The organism is Pseudomonas sp. GW704-F2, assembly GCF_059423025.1.
In genome coordinates this window covers 38409-52843 of record NZ_JBWKXO010000030.1, presented here as the reverse complement: position 1 = coordinate 52843, position 14435 = coordinate 38409, and the positions used below count along the sequence as shown (strand labels likewise).

12 protein-coding genes and 1 pseudogene are annotated in these 14435 nt (G+C 60.9%); 8 read left to right on the top strand and 5 right to left on the bottom strand.

Annotated features, from left to right (window positions below):
- Positions 1-46: 46 nt before the first annotated feature.
- From AC07W0_RS22505 to AC07W0_RS22480, 6 genes are all read left to right on the top strand, one after another.
- The gene (locus tag AC07W0_RS22505; protein WP_017846871.1) at positions 47-1006 is read left to right on the top strand and encodes a PDR/VanB family oxidoreductase; all 960 of its coding nucleotides are present in this window, start codon (positions 47-49) and stop codon (positions 1004-1006) included.
- A 12-nt stretch (positions 1007-1018) separates the two neighbouring features.
- Positions 1019-1519: a flavin reductase gene (locus AC07W0_RS22500; RefSeq protein WP_026140007.1), complete on the top strand. Its 501-nt coding sequence runs from the start codon at positions 1019-1021 to the stop codon at positions 1517-1519.
- Positions 1520-1720: 201 nt separating this feature from the next.
- Positions 1721-2974 (top strand): OprD family outer membrane porin, encoded by a 1254-nt coding sequence (locus AC07W0_RS22495; protein ID WP_017846873.1) that lies wholly within the window; start codon positions 1721-1723, stop codon positions 2972-2974.
- 152 nt (positions 2975-3126) lie between these two features.
- Positions 3127-4428 (top strand): MFS transporter, encoded by a 1302-nt coding sequence (locus tag AC07W0_RS22490; RefSeq protein ID WP_102618356.1) that lies wholly within the window; start codon positions 3127-3129, stop codon positions 4426-4428.
- A gap of 96 nt (positions 4429-4524) precedes the next feature.
- Entirely contained in the window at positions 4525-5724 is a 1200-nt protein-coding gene (locus tag AC07W0_RS22485) for an alpha-hydroxy acid oxidase (protein WP_017846875.1), read from the top strand.
- 15 nt (positions 5725-5739) lie between these two features.
- The gene (locus tag AC07W0_RS22480) at positions 5740-6363 is read left to right on the top strand and encodes an NIPSNAP family protein (RefSeq protein ID WP_017846876.1); all 624 of its coding nucleotides are present in this window, start codon (positions 5740-5742) and stop codon (positions 6361-6363) included.
- Positions 6364-6731: 368 nt separating this feature from the next.
- Here AC07W0_RS22480 and AC07W0_RS22475 read toward each other — a convergent pair whose 3' ends face one another.
- Positions 6732-8252 carry an MFS transporter gene (locus AC07W0_RS22475; RefSeq protein ID WP_102618355.1) on the bottom strand — a complete coding sequence of 507 codons (1521 nt, stop codon included), beginning with the start codon at positions 8250-8252 and terminating at the stop codon, positions 6732-6734.
- A 105-nt stretch (positions 8253-8357) separates the two neighbouring features.
- On the opposite strand from AC07W0_RS22475, the gene AC07W0_RS22470 reads away from it, so the two are divergent.
- A complete protein-coding gene (locus AC07W0_RS22470; RefSeq protein WP_102618354.1) occupies positions 8358-9281 on the top strand; it encodes a LysR family transcriptional regulator in 924 nt (307 codons plus the stop codon).
- Here the strand turns inward: AC07W0_RS22470 and AC07W0_RS22465 are convergent.
- From AC07W0_RS22465 to AC07W0_RS22450, 4 genes and pseudogenes are all read right to left on the bottom strand, one after another.
- Positions 9241-9489: pseudogene (locus AC07W0_RS22465) on the bottom strand (winged helix-turn-helix domain-containing protein); the annotation flags it as partial. The gene AC07W0_RS22470 and the pseudogene AC07W0_RS22465 overlap by 41 nt on opposite strands.
- Before the next feature lie 69 nt (positions 9490-9558).
- A complete protein-coding gene (gene kdpF / locus AC07W0_RS22460; protein WP_076964610.1) occupies positions 9559-9657 on the bottom strand; it encodes a K(+)-transporting ATPase subunit F in 99 nt (32 codons plus the stop codon).
- A 522-nt stretch (positions 9658-10179) separates the two neighbouring features.
- Positions 10180-11310: a catalase family protein gene (locus AC07W0_RS22455; RefSeq protein WP_371918430.1), complete on the bottom strand. Its 1131-nt coding sequence runs from the start codon at positions 11308-11310 to the stop codon at positions 10180-10182.
- 29 nt (positions 11311-11339) lie between these two features.
- A complete protein-coding gene (locus AC07W0_RS22450) occupies positions 11340-13151 on the bottom strand; it encodes a di-heme-cytochrome C peroxidase (protein ID WP_102618352.1) in 1812 nt (603 codons plus the stop codon).
- Between the two features lie 247 nt (positions 13152-13398).
- Between AC07W0_RS22450 and bamJ the strand changes: the two genes are divergently transcribed.
- Positions 13399-14130 (top strand): BamJ family beta-barrel-assembly machinery protein, encoded by a 732-nt coding sequence (gene bamJ / locus AC07W0_RS22445; RefSeq protein WP_017846882.1) that lies wholly within the window; start codon positions 13399-13401, stop codon positions 14128-14130.
- The last annotated feature ends 305 nt before the right edge of the window (positions 14131-14435 follow it).

Sequence of the window (14435 nt, the reverse complement as noted above, 5' to 3'; positions counted from 1 at the left end):
CAGCGGCCGCGTTCTTACCTTGACGTCCAATGCGGGTGAGCCCGAGATGATTGAAGAGCTCTTGACGGTGCAGGTGCGCAAGCGCCAGCTCCAGGGCGACGGTGTCGTCGTTCTTGACCTGATTCCGGTGGGTGGCGCCAAGCTGCCGGCCTTTGAAGCCGGTGCCCATGTGGATATCCACATCGCCCCCGGCCTGGTGCGCCAGTACTCGCTGTGCAGCGACCCGGCGGACAGCGCTGTATACCGCCTCGGCGTGCTCAGGGACCCCGCCTCGCGCGGCGGTTCCACGAGTGTGTACGACACGTTGCTAGAAGGGGCAGAGGTGCAGATCAGTGCGCCGCGCAACCTGTTTCCTCTGGCAAGCGAGGCGCGCCGCTCAATCCTTATCGGTGGCGGCATCGGCATCACCCCGATGATCGCCATGGCCTATGCGCTGCATGCCAAAGGCGAGGATTTTGAACTGCATTACTGTGGCCGTTCGCGCAGCCGCAGTGCTTTTCTCGACGAGTTGCAGAGCGCCGCTTTCGCCGAGCGCGTTCACACCCATTTCGACGATGAGGCACCCGCGCAGAAGCTCGACATGGACCGCGTGCTCGGCCAGGCCGAGAGCGGCGTACATGTCTATACCTGCGGCCCGTCCGGATTCATGGACTGGGTGATCGGTGAGTCGGTGAAGCATGGCTATGCCGATGACCATATCCACCGTGAATACTTCCAGATTGAAGTGGACAACAGCGGTGCCAGCTTCGAGGTGGTCGCCGCGCGCAGCGGCAAGACGGTGCAGGTCGCCGAGGGGCAGACGATCCTCGCGGCGCTGGCGGACGTCGGCATCCAGATCGAGATCTCCTGCGAGCAGGGCATCTGCGGTACTTGTCTATGTGATGTGCTTGAAGGCGAGCCGGATCATCGCGACGTGTACCTCACAGACGATGAGAAGCAGGCCAACGACCAGATCTTGATCTGCTGTTCTCGCGCCAAATCGAAAAAGCTGGTTCTGGATATCTGAGGAGGTAAAGCGATGGTCGATGTAAGCGGATTCCGCAATGCCATGTCCCGACTCGGAGGCGCCGTTTCGGTGATCACCACCGATGGCCCCGCAGGACGTTTTGGCTTCACTGCTTCGGCGGTGTGCAGTGTTACCGATTCACCACCCACTCTGCTGGTGTGTATGAACCGCGCGTCCTCTTCTAACGCGCACTTCAAGCACAACGGTGTGCTTTGCGTGAATGTACTGAGTGCAGACCTGAAGGACATTTCGGGCGTATTCGCCAATCGCGAGCTTGGCTCCGATCAGCGATTTTCCTCGACCGCCTGGACGTCCCTGGAAAGTGGTTCGCCGGTGATGGAGGAGGCTCTGGTCAACTTCGATTGCCGCATCGCTCAAGTTCATGAAGTGGGTTCGCACAGCATTTTTTACTGCGAAGTTCTGCGTATCAAAGAGGGCAGTGCTGAAGAGGGATTGGTGTACTTCAACCGGGCATATCACAAGCTCTGTGACGTATCCAAGGCGCTGTCCTGACGCTGTATTGGTCGTAACTTAAAAATCTTCCAAACCTATAAAACCCCCGACGCTTGCGTGCCGGGGAAGGGCTCTTGTTGCCTGCTTCGCGGATAACTGTGCCGTTCAGAGCACCCCGTGAATTGACTGCCAAGTTATCGATTTTTGTTGATCTGCTCACACCACAACAGCCGGCTCGCCGGATAAAAAAAGGAGCGTCACATGTTCCAAAAATCATCACTTGCATGCGTGTTTAAAAGTCTGTGCTTTATCGGTGGGGGCATTGCACCGATAGCCGCACAGGCAGACCTGGTCGACGACAGCCACCTGAAGGTGGACATGAAGAATCTCTATCTGGACCGTGACTTCACCACCAGCGACGCTGTCCAGTCCAAGGTCGGCAACTGGTCCCAGGGCTTCGACCTGCAATTTACGTCTGGCTATACCAATACGCCGATCCAGTTCGGTATGGACGTGGATGCCCAGTACGCTATTCGCCTGGATTCCCATGGCGACGACGGCTCTTTGCCTATGGACTCCAGCAGCGGCCGCGCCTCGGATAACTACGGCCGCGCGGGTGCCACATTAAAGATGAAGTACTCCAGGACCGAACTGAAGGTCGGTGATATGCGACCAGAATTGCCAGTCGCCTGGCACGACCCGAGCCGTCAGCTTGACACGATCTTCCAGGGGGCTGTGGTCGAGTCCAAGGAAATCGACGGTCTTACCCTCACCGGTGGACGTTTCTGGTCAGCGGTTACTCGCGAATCGTCCAACCACGAAAAGTTCTACAAGTACGGCTCCACCGACAACCTCGATAGCGACAAAGGCCTGGACTTCGGCGGTGCGACTTGGAACGTTACCAAGAACTTCCAGGCCAGCTACTTCTATGGCGTGATGCATGACATCTACAAACAGCACTACGTCGGCTTCGCCCACACTGTCGACTTAGGTGGTGACTTCCGTCTGCGTACCGATGCGCGTTACTTCAACAACAAGGAAGACGGTGACGCGTTGAACGGTAAGATCGATAACCGCGCATTCTCCGGCGGCTTCACTCTGACTAAGGGGGGACACAAGGCGAGCATCGTCTATCAGCGCATGTTCGGCGAAAGCATTTTCCCGACGCCCAACGGCTACATCCCGCAGTTCTACCTGCTGAACTGGGCCAACCAGCCATTCATGCGTCCACAAGAACGCTCTTGGGGGCTCGGCTACGGCTACAACTTCGCCGGGCTGGGCTTGCCGGGCCTGGCCTTCAGTAGCCGTTTCATCAAGGGCAGCGACATCGCCCAGGCCGGTCGCCCGGATGGCGCAGAGAATGAGCGCGACCTCGCCGTGAAATACGTGGTGCAGGAGGGGCTGCTAAAAGGCGTAGGCGTGGAGTGGAAGAACTATCTGGTGCAGCAGCGCGACTTCGGTCATGACTTCAGCGAGAACCGCGTCTACGTCACCTACACCTGGAACGTTTTCTAAGAGGCTGCCCGCGATCTGTTTCGAGTCGGTCAGATAGGGTGAAGCTACTTTTGTCTGGCCCTGGCTTGTGAGGTCGTGAGCAGACTCGACGTCGACCCCTTGCCCGCTTATGGCGAAAACCGTATGCGGGCAGCATGGATGTGGAGTTTTCTATGCATGCTCACTGTGAACAACCCAGGTCGCTGCGCCGCATCGTCGTCGCTTCGGTGTTCGGCAACGCCCTGGAGTGGTACGACTTCTTTCTCTACGGTACCGCCGCTGCCCTGGTGTTCGGTCCGTTGTTCTTCCCGCCCGGCACCGACCCGGTGATCGGCACTCTCGGTGCTTTTGCCGGCTTTGCCGTTGGCTTCGTCGCCAGACCGTTGGGGGGGCTGATATTCGGCCATCTTGGGGATCGCCATGGCCGCAAAAACGCCCTGGTGATCACTCTATCAATGATGGGGGGAGCGACCTTCCTGATGGGCCTGTTGCCGACGTTCGAGCAGGTCGGTTATCTGGCACCGATCTGTTTGGTGATTCTACGCATCGTTCAGGGCATCGCCTCGGGTGGTGAGTGGGGGGGAGGGGTGCTGATGCTCAGCGAGAACGCCCCAGCCAAACGAGTAGGTTTCTACGCGGCATGGAGTCAACTGGGTGTTTCGGGCGGCTTCGTACTCTCTGCCGTAGCTTTCTACCTGGTACAGATGCTGCCTGAACCGGACTTCATGAGTTGGGGTTGGCGCCTGCCGTTCCTGCTCAGCATCTTGATCTTTGGTGTCGGCATCTACATTCGCCGGCGCCTGCCGGAAAGTCGCGAGTTCCAGGCGGCGGTCGCAAAAAATGAGGTTCAGGCGCACCCGCCCGCGCTCCAGGTTCTGCGCGAGCATCCCAAGGCGGTACTGCAGGCTATGGGGCTGCGGGTGGCGGAGAATGGTGGTGCCTACATTTTCCTGTCCTTCTCCATGGCCTATGCCAAGTTCACCGGCCTGTCGACTCAGGTGGTGCTGATCGGGGTGATGCTGGCGATGACCGTGGAGGCCTTCAGCATTCTGTTTTGGGGCTGGCTGTCCGATCGTATCGGCCGGCGTGCGGTGTATGCCATCGGCTCGGTGAGCCTCGCGCTGTTCGCGTTTCCGTTCTTCTGGCTGATGGACACTCACCAGCCGCTGCTGGTGTACCTGGCCTTGTTGCTTGGCCTGCCGTTTAGCCATGCGGCGATGATAGGCACCCAGCCGGCGCTTATGGGCGAGTTGTTCCCCACCCATGTGCGCTACACCGGCCTGGCCATGGGGCATGAGATCGCCTCGATCTTTGCCGGCGGTCTGGCGCCTCTGGCTGCTACGGCGCTGTTCGCCGTTTACCGCGATGCCTGGCCGGTATCGCTGATGCTGGTGTTCTTCAGCGTGATCACGACCCTGACTCTACTCAGCATCAGCCGTAATCGCCCATATGCCATGCAGGAGGCAAGCGCCTAGTGTCCTTTTTATGGAGTTCCTGCTCCTTTGCCCGGGTCGCTCTCCCGAGTTTTTTTACCGTTGGACGATACCGTAGGTATCGCTGAGGATCGAAACATGCGTCGTTATTACCGCGGTACCGACTTGAGTCGCGTCCATAGCATTGCTGAGTTGGCAACGCTGGCCTGCCAGCGTCTGCCCCATTTCGTCTGGGAGTACCTGGCCGGCGGCGCCGAGGATGAGCTGACCTTGCAGCGCAATCGCCAGGCCTATGTCGAAGTCGGCCTGCAGCAGCGCGCGTTAGTGCCTTGCCATGTACCAGGTACCGCCCGCACGCTCTTCGGCAAGTCGGCTGCATTGCCGCTGCTGATCGGTCCCACTGGCTACAACGGCATGTTGCACCGTGATGCGGATATTCACTTGGCGCGAGCCGCGACCGCGCGAGGCGTGCCTTTCTGTCTGAGTACTGTGGCCAATGCCGCACTGGAGACGATCGTTCGCCAGGTGCCTGGCGTCGATTTGTGGTTCCAGCTCTACGCCATGCGCGATGCGAGCATTCAGGCTAGCCTCCTGGCCCGCGCTAGGGAGGCCGGTGTCAGTACCCTATTGTTGACCTGCGATGCGATGGTGCTGGGCAATCGCGAGTGGGACCGGCGCAACTTCGTGCGGCCCCGCCAGCTCAGCCTGCGCAACAAGCTGCAGGTGCTGCGCCATCCACGTTGGTTGCGTCAGGTGATGTGGCCCCATGGCTTGCCATCGATGGGGAACCTCGACCCTTACCTGCCTGAAGACGAACGCACGGCTCTGGGCTCGATGCAATTTATCGGTGAGCAGATGGATACGCTCCTCGATTGGGACGCCCTGGCTTGCGTGCGTGACCAGTGGGCCGGGCAATTGCTGCTCAAGGGCGTGTTGCACCCGGCAGATGCCGAGCGCGCCATCGCATTGGGGCTGGATGGTGTGGTGATCAGCAATCACGGTGGGCGGCAGTTGGACGGCGCGGCGAGCGGACTCGATGCCCTACGCCTGATCGCACCGTTGGCCCGTGGCCGCCTGACACTGCTGCTTGATGGCGGCATCCGCCGAGGTAGCGACATCGTCAAGGCCCTGGCTCTGGGGGCCGATGCCGTGCTGCTAGGGCGAGCCAGCCTATATGGCGTCGCGGTCGCGGGAGAGGCCGGCACGGCTCGTGCGCTCGACCTGCTCGCAGAGGAGCTGCGACGTACACTCAACCTGATGGGCTGCCCTGACATAGATGACCTCTCGGCCGAATGGCTGACCTTCAACATGCGGCCCGCCGTTGTGCGGGCCTACTGACCGATTGGAGTACCCATGCGCTTGTATGAACTGATCACCTTCACCGTGCGCGTGCGCACCCCGACCGTCGCCCTGGCACGTATCGAAGCGGCCCTGGCGCAGAGCCTGGATGGCGTAGAGTTGATGGGCTGCTGGCTCTCGGAGATTGGTCCGCAGAATCGCATCGTTCTGCTACGCGGCTTTCCCAGTGAAGCACTGCGCCAGGCCGAACGTGAGCGTTATCTGCTGGCTGACGATGCCTTCGGTATCGGCGAATTCCTGCTCGACATGCAGGCCGACGACTACTGCCTGTTTCCCTTCCTCAAGCCCCTGGCTCCCGGCGCCCACGGGCCTTTCTACGAATTGCGTGAATACGATCTGATTCCTTCCGGCCTGCAACCGACTCTCGATGGCTGGGCCAAAGCCGTGTCGGCGCGCACTGGCGCAAACTACTCATCGGTGTATGCGGCTTTTTACGCCACCTCGGGCGTCCTACCTCGCTACCTGCACATCTGGCCCTACACCAACTTGGAGCAACGCCTTGACGTGCGTACGCGCGCAGTGGCCGACGGAGTTTGGCCTCCGGAAAACTCAGGGCCGCAACTGCGAACCATGCATTCTATCGTCTACCTGCCCGCGAGCTTTTCGCCGTTGTGCTAAACCTTAATGCCGTCTGTTTAAGTTGCCTGTTGGCGCCGACGCCGAATTGACCTAGTTGCCGAGATGTCTCTGACCCAGTCTGATTCCTCAAAAACCATTGCCTGTTCTACATTGGTGTCTATTTGAGGTGGGGTCAGTCTTGCATCGGCACTTGGTTCAATTTGGCGTCGGCGCCTACAGGCATCGCCGTCAGGTTTGATCGTGACGACAGAAAAGCCCTCCCAAAAGGGAAGAAAAGTATTAATATCGCGCACAAGAACGCCGGTTTTTTAGATGTGTTTGCTCGCACGAACATCATCCATCAAATCGGCGTTCTTGTTTCTGTGTTTCCCGGGATTCCGTGAAGAACCTTTTTTTGTGCCTGCCATTCAGCTCGGCGCTCCCTGTGCGGCCTCGGCGTGGAGGGGCGCGATGGGGCGTCGACCGAGGAAAATGAGCACCGCCGCGGCCGTCAGCAAGGTGACGCCCGCCAGCAGTTGCAACAAGTTGTTGAAGCCGGCGATATAGGCCGTGCGCAACACCGCCACGGGCAGGCTCGCACTGGCGTGCTGCACATTGCCCATGACCAGGCTCTGCGCAATGACGGAAACGTCCAGCGTCGTGTGCTGCGGCAGATGATGCGCAACCAAGGCGCTCAACACCGCCAGGGTGACCGCCAGCGCCACGCCCTCACTGGCCACGCGTGTGGTATTGAAAATCCCCGCCGCCATACCCGCACGTTCTTTGGGAACCACGCTGATCGCCAGCCCGTCCATCAAGCCCCATGGCAACCCGGTGCCGATGCCGATGATCAGCATCGCGACCACTGTCTGCCACGACAGGCCGCCCTGAACCAGGCTCAGCGCATACAAGCCCGCCGCCGCGATCAGCAGGCCAATGGCGCACAGCACGCCCGCCGACAGCCAGCGCGTGAGTGTCGCCGCGAGCATCGGCACCCCCAGCATGGGCGCCGACAGTGCGAGCATCATCAAGCCTGCCTCGGACGCGCCGTGGCCTTCGACGCCGATAAAGCGCAGCGGCAGCAACACGATCAGGACGATGTAGCAGTAACAGGTGCCGATCGGCAGCAGTTGCACGCCAAGGAAGCGCGCAAAGCGAAACAGCTGCAGGTCGAGCATCGGGTGGCGGACGCGATGTTCAACGAGGATAAACACCAGCAGCAACACGGCGGCCGCCGCCAGCAGGTACCGCGTGCTCGCCGCGCCCCAACCCTGTTCCGGCGCGAGGATGACCGCTGTGGTCAAGCTCACCAGCATGGCCGAAAACGTCAGCACGCCGGCCGTGTCCAGGCGCAGTGCCCGGGGATCGCGGCTTTCTCGCAGGGTCGGCGCGGCGAGCATGAGCGAGAGGCCTGCCAGCACGGCCGTGCCGAGGAAAATCGCGCGCCAGCCCCACTGTTCGATCAGCAGCCCCGACAACAGCGGGCCAAACGCCAGCCCCGCGCCGAAGGTGGTGCCCAGCAGGCTGAAGGCGCGCGTGCGCGCATGCCCGTCAAATTCCTGGGCCAGCGCCGCACAACCGCTGGCCAGCGCGATGGCCGCCGCGACGCCTTGCAGTGCGCGCAAGGCATCCAGCCAGAGCATGCCCGGTGCCACCGTCAGCCACAGGGAGGCGCCAGTAAACAGTGCCATGCCCCATAAAAACAGGCGCTTGCGCCCATAGCGGTCGGCGAGGGTGCCGGCGGCCATCAACAAGCTGCCGAAGCTGAGCATGAACGCGTTGGTGATCCACGCCAGTTGCGTGGGGTGGGCGGCGAATGTCTGGCCGATAAATGGCGTGGCGACAGCGCCGCCGGTAAAGCTCATGGGTAACACCAACGCCGCCAGGCAAATCGCGGCCAGGATGGCATGGCGGCCCGGGGCGGGCAGGGTCTCGGTGGTGGTGTGCATGGGGGTATTCCGGCTGTTTTATGAAGACAAAGACTCTAGGCAGGATGCAATCGTCGATAAACAGCCTTACATTCCACTCATAACGGACTAAATGGATGTAATAGCGTGACGGATAATCTCAGCGGCGTGATCGCCTTCGTCAAAACGGCAGAAGCCCTCAGCTTCGTGGGGGCAGCGCGGGCACTGGGGGTTTCCGCCTCGGCGGTGGGCAAGAATGTCGCCAAACTCGAAGCCTCGCTGAATGTGCGCCTGCTGCACCGCAGCACGCGCAAAGTCGGACTGACCGCCGAAGGTCAATTGTTCTACGAGCGCTGTCGGAAAATTCTCGACGACCTGCACGACGCCCGCGCCATGCTTTCCCATGCCATACAAGCGCCCCGTGGCAAATTGCGCGTCAGCCTGCCGACCATCGGCTACCGCTTTCTCTTTCCGCATATGCTCGCGTTCAGGCAGACCTACCCGGAGATCGAGCTGGAACTGGATTTCAACGACCACCTGGTGGATGTGATCGAGGAGGGCTTCGACGTGGTGATCCGCAGCGGCGGCCTGGCCGATTCGAGCTTGATGGCCCGCAAGCTGGGGCCGTTCAGGTTTGTGCTGTGTGCATCGCCCGCGTATCTGCGCGAGCACGGACGGCCGGCAACCCTCGCCGATCTTGAGCGCCACCCATGCCTGCGTTATCGGTTTGCCACCACCGGCAAAATCATGGACTGGACGTTGTCCGCCAACCCCGCGATCACGGCGTTGCGCCTGCCCACGGCGCTGACGTTGAACAATATGGAAGCCATGCTCAGCGCCGCCGTCGATGGCCACGGCATTGCCTACGTGCCGGACTTTCTCGCCCGCGAGGCGCTCGCCCAAGGGCAGTTGGACACCGTGTTGGAGGACCATTGCGAGGACGAGGGCCAGTTCTGGGCGTTGTGGCCGTCCAGCCGCCATCTCTCGCCGAAAATCCGCGTGTTCGTGGACTTCGCCGCCGCGCGCCTGTTCACAACCCGACCAACCGGTAGCCCACCTGCAACTCGGTAATGAAGTACTGCGGCTGCGCCGGGTCGGCCTCGAGTTTTTGCCGCAAATGCGCCATGTGTACACGTAGGTAGTGGGCGCGGTCGACGTAGTCCAGGCCCCACACTTCCAGCAGCAGTTGCCGGTGAGTCAGCACCCGGCTCTGGCCGCGAATCATCGCGCAGAGCAAGCGGTACTCGATGGGCGTCAGGTGGACCGGCTGGCCCGAGCGCCCATGGCGGTCGCAACAAAAAACACCAGGGAGAGGCCAATAAACATCAGGTTGTACATGGCGAACTCCCTAGAATTTTTCTGCGCGAATAAGTGCGTAGCCCAAGTAAACGAACAGCCCCACGGCGCATAAGCCGCTGGCGATATAAATGAACGTGAGTGTGAGCACGGTGTAACTCCCCTGAATGAATAAGCCGCAATGGCGGACGCGGGGAGGTTAATCGCTGGGGTATCAAGCCCAGGCACTGATTAGCGGCGGCGGTATTAAGACGGTATAGAGACGAAATTATGCGGGGCGAACGAAAAAAAGGGATAGCCCGCCGCCCGGGTATCCCTTGAAAAACTGGGGTCCTGCTGATGTTGACGCGCTGTTTATTTGGCTTTCTTTTTCTTCTCGCTGCGCGTGGCGAGGTGCTCGAAGCAAAACGCGGCGGTGCCGAAGAGTGCAATCATTGAGAGGACGACCATGCCTAAAGTTGAACTTTCCACGATGACTTCCTACGGATGTTTGGGGGTAGGAAGTGACGGTAGAACGTTCGCGCTTAGTGACTCAATAGAGGCGACGTAATCGTTATGGTGAATTGGCAATCTATACGCATTCTTTACGAAAAGCAGAACGACACAACATCTGCTTATTGTAATGAGATCTAAATGTGGGAGGCAGCAAGCCCCCTCCCACACAGCCCCAACCTTACAAGTTGCGGCTATGCCGATAGTCGCTGACAGCTTCGTACACCGCTTTACGCAACCGGTTGATCCCGCCGATGGGGCGGTGCGCCTCCAGCCCGAACCACGGGTTGAACGACTGGTTGTCGCACGCCAGGTTCAGCGCCGGCGTGTCGAAATCCTGGGCGGGGATCGTCACCTTGGCCACGGTTTCATAGGGCGCATCGCTTTCCTTCCATTCGATGCTGGTGTCTTCGATCGGCATGAACTTCTGCGGGTTCTGCCGCTGGATCTGCAACACGAAACACGCCGGCACGCGGTCGGTGGACAGTTGCTGGTTCAGCGCACTGCGCAGGAAGTTCGGCAGGTCCTGGTTCTGTTTGGGCTGCACGTAATCCGGGCAGCTTTGCGGGTCGGGTGCGACGCGGAACTTGGCGTTGGCCGCGCCGAACTTGTAGGGCGAGACGGAAAAGTACGTGGTCTGGGTCGGGCTGGCTGGCGCGGGGGCCAGGGTCGCCAGGGCGATGAACAGGTGGCGCACCTGCCAACTGCGCGGGTCGAGCTTGGGAAAAAATGCCAGGACCTTCTTGCCGTCCGCCTGGGCCCCGATGTTCTGCGCGTATTCGGCCACGTCGCTGACAAAGAAGTTCGGGTGGCTGAACATCACGAAGTCCTGCTCGGCCCGCGCTTGCTGGTCGGCGAGCAGCTGTTTGCCCGGCACGTCGAGCAGCTTGATGGCCATGCCGCGCGCATCGCGGATGCTGTCGAATTGCGGGTAGGCGTTGCCGTTGGACAACCGCATCATGGCGTGCCAGGTCTTGCCCGGTTCGGCGAACACACCTTGGCGTAACGCCGGGTCGAGGTCGGCCAGCACACTGACTTCGGCCTTCACGCAACCGTGGGCCTTGGCGTGGGCGTCGCGCAGGTAGCGCGTGCCTTCGCGGTGTTGGTCAACGATACGCACTGCCGTCTGGATAATGCCTTGGGTCATTGCCGCTTCACCGGACGGGATCTGCTCATCCGGCGACACCGGACCGCTGTACTGCCAGGCGTACCAGGCGGTGGCGGCCAGCCAGCCGAGCAGGCCAAGGGCCAGCAGCCATGCCAGGGTTTTGCCGAGCACGGCGCCGAGGCGCAGCCACAGGCGCGCGAGCATGGAAGGTTGCTGGTTGTGCGAGTGGATAATCATGGCAGTTGTTGCTCCAGCGGGCCGCCGAGGACTTTGAGGTATTCGAGCAGCGCCCAGCGTTCCTGGGGCAGCAGGCCGCGGCCGATGACCCCGTTGCCACGCTGGCCGGCACGGAATTCATGGCCGCTGTTGTGGTTGCCGGTGATGCGCGTATCGAACAGGAAGGCATTTTTGAACGCGTCGGTCTGAAAGCCCAGGTGGCGCGGGTCGTAGTCGAAGGTGCCTTTATAGAAGGTGGTGGCGCGCTCGTCCTGGGGCGAGAGCAACTGGTAGATCGTCGGCACCGAGCCGTTGTGCAAGAACGGCGGGGTGGCCCACACGCCGGCCAGTGGCCGCGCTTTGTAGGCGCGCAATTCGCGCACGCCGATGGGCAGGCCGTAACCGTCCAGGCGTGGGCGCTCGGCCGGGGTAACGCCAGCGGCGCGGTAGGCGTGGTCTTCAACGAAGGCGGTGACGTAGGCCAGTCCCTTGGCTACGGAGATTTTTTTCAGGTCCAGCGGTTCGGTGGGCGTGGGGTGCAACTCGACATTCAGTTTGGCCAGCTCCGCCGGGTCCCATTTCAAGGCGCTGAGGTCATAGCGCTGGTCGGCAATGTTGTTGGCGGCGCCAGGGTCGGTGCCGATGGCGTCCACCGGGAGCATCTTCAGTTGCTGTACCGGGCGGCCATTTTGCTGGGTGACGGCCGGCACATGGCAGCCGGCGCAGTTTTCGACGAACAGTGCGCGGCCCTGGGCGGCGAGGGGCTTGTCGATGGCGCCGAACAGGTCTTCCGGCCAGGTCGGCGGCTTGAGGCGCTGCAGGGTTTCTTCGATCAGGTTCAGGTCGCGCACCCGCACGCTCGACGGGTAGCGCGCGTCGCCCTGAAGCGGTTGGCCGGCGTTGTCGAAGAAGCCCAGGGTGGCTCCCACGCCGAGGGCTTCGCCGATATTGCGCGCCATCGGTTGTTGCGCTGAACCGTTCCACTGCACCCAGTCGAACGTCCAGATATCCCACAGCTGCGGGTAGTCCACCGGCGCGTTGGCGACGCGGTAATTGTCCGGCGAAATCGCGTCGCCGAAGCTGGCGTTGGCGATGCGGCCGAAGGCATCGGTGCGCCCCGGGCCTTCTTCGGTGGGGTAGAGGCCGCGATGGGTGTCGTTCCAGGCGACTTTGAGGAACTGGTTCAGCGACTGTTTGAAGTCCTGGCGCAGCAGTTGTTCATTGTGAGTGTCGTAATCGTGGCCGAGCACCTTGCGGGCGAAGCGCTCGAATTTCCAGGGGTTGTAATACGTCGCGGCGAGGCTGGCCACCAGGGCCTGGCCGAAACTGCCGCCGCGCAAGGTCGGCACGCTGGACGGCAGCACGTGCTGGGCCGAACCGCCGTCGATGCGCAGGGCCTGGCCGTTGAAATGCAGTTCGCCGGTGTGGCAGGCGGCGCAGGTGATGTCCAGGTATTCGGTATTGTTGCCGGCATTCTTGTGCCGAGCGAAGCCGACCGGCAGGTTGCCGGGGTTTTGTGTGCTGGGCACTTGCTTGGGGTCGACCAGGAAGCCGAAGCGTGCCAGGTACTCCGGGGCGGCGAAGCGCTGTTCGGAAAACGGCAGTTCCAGCGCGGTGAACCAGTCGTAATGCAGGCCTTTTACCTGGGTGCCCTGGGGCGTGAAGTAATAGGTCTGGCGGTCGGCGGCACTCCATTGGTCCTGGTAGCGTACCTGTTCCACGGGCACGTAGTCCGGCAGCCTGGGGTTGACGGTGTAATAGAGCACCACCGCCAGGATCAGGCCCAGCAGGGCGAGAATCAGCAATAAAACACGGGAAAAAATGCGCAAGATAACTATCCTTGTCGAGTGATTGCGTTGTTATGCCACTACGCCACAGGTGCGGCAAGTGGCCATGGTCCTGCCGACAGGCAGTCCCGCTATCCGTCGCGGGCGCCCATCATGAATGAAAATGCGTTTAAACACGTGAACTTATCAGAAGTTTCCTGCTCAGATGCCGGTAGCCATTGGTCGTGGCCGCCTGATAAGCTCGCGACTTTATTCGATTGCCCTTTTGGCGCATGAACAAGGAAATAGCATGAAACAGCATCGGTTGGCGGCGGCGGTGGCCCTGGTTAGCCTGGTACTTGCGGGTTGTGATTCGCAGACCAGCGTAGAGCTGAAAACCCCGGCGCAGAAAGCTTCCTACGGTATCGGCCTGAACATGGGCAAAAGCCTTGCCCAAGAAGGCATGGATGACCTGGATTCCAAAGCGGTAGCCCAGGGCATTGAAGATGCCGTCGGCAAGAAAGAGCAGAAGCTGAAAGACGACGAACTGGTTGAAGCGTTTGCCGCACTGCAAAAGCGTGCTGAAGAACGCATGGCCAAAATGAGCGAAGAGTCGGCAGCCGCCGGCAAGAAATTCCTCGAAGACAACGCCAAGAAAGACGGTGTAGTCACCACGGCTTCCGGCCTGCAGTACAAGATCACCAAGAAAGCCGACGGCCCTCAGCCTAAGCCGACCGACGTAGTGACTGTTCACTACACCGGCAAGCTCACCAATGGCACCACCTTTGACAGCTCCGTGGATCGCGGCAGCCCGATTGACCTGCCGGTCAGCGGCGTGATTCCGGGTTGGGTCGAAGGCCTGCAACTGATGCACGTCGGCGAGAAGGTCGAGTTGTACATCCCGTCCGACCTGGCTTACGGTGCCCAGAGCCCGAGCCCGGCGATTCCGGCCAACTCCGTGCTGGTATTCGACCTGGAACTGCTGGGCATCAAGGACCCGGCCAAGGCTGAAGCTCCTGACGCACCAGCCGCCAAGAAGTAATCGGCGCCTGAACACCCAACGCCCCGTCTCGACGGGGCGTTGTTGTTTCTGCCGCACGCTTGCACACTCAAGCCTGTGCAAACCCAAACGAACGTCCGCAAGGTGCGGCAGTCTGATCAAGACTCGAGTGCAGGTAGCCGGACGCAAGCGCCAAGTCAATGAATTCTTGGGTTTTTTTGATGTGCGCAAAAAACGCCCGATCTGACTGAAGGCCTTGTAAACCGTGGCTCTCAGCGGTGAAAACCGGCTCTGTTCACAAGGTTATCCACAATTTGTGTGGATAACCTTCTCTGTCCCATGGAACT

What these genes read in the sequence shown, in the direction of transcription:
- AC07W0_RS22505 (WP_017846871.1), top strand. Translation starts at nt 47, where the DNA reads ATGATTGAAGAGCTCTTGACGGTGCAGGTGCGCAAGCGCCAGCTCCAG.
- AC07W0_RS22500 (WP_026140007.1), top strand. Translation starts at nt 1,019, where the DNA reads ATGGTCGATGTAAGCGGATTCCGCAATGCCATGTCCCGACTCGGAGGC.
- AC07W0_RS22495 (WP_017846873.1), top strand. Translation starts at nt 1,721, where the DNA reads ATGTTCCAAAAATCATCACTTGCATGCGTGTTTAAAAGTCTGTGCTTT.
- AC07W0_RS22490 (WP_102618356.1), top strand. Translation starts at nt 3,127, where the DNA reads ATGCATGCTCACTGTGAACAACCCAGGTCGCTGCGCCGCATCGTCGTC.
- AC07W0_RS22485 (WP_017846875.1), top strand. Translation starts at nt 4,525, where the DNA reads ATGCGTCGTTATTACCGCGGTACCGACTTGAGTCGCGTCCATAGCATT.
- AC07W0_RS22480 (WP_017846876.1), top strand. Translation starts at nt 5,740, where the DNA reads ATGCGCTTGTATGAACTGATCACCTTCACCGTGCGCGTGCGCACCCCG.
- AC07W0_RS22475 (WP_102618355.1), bottom strand. Translation starts at nt 8,252, where the DNA reads ATGCACACCACCACCGAGACCCTGCCCGCCCCGGGCCGCCATGCCATC.
- AC07W0_RS22455 (WP_371918430.1), bottom strand. Translation starts at nt 11,310, where the DNA reads ATGCTCGCGCGCCTGTGGCTGCGCCTCGGCGCCGTGCTCGGCAAAACC.
- bamJ (WP_017846882.1), top strand. Translation starts at nt 13,399, where the DNA reads ATGAAACAGCATCGGTTGGCGGCGGCGGTGGCCCTGGTTAGCCTGGTA.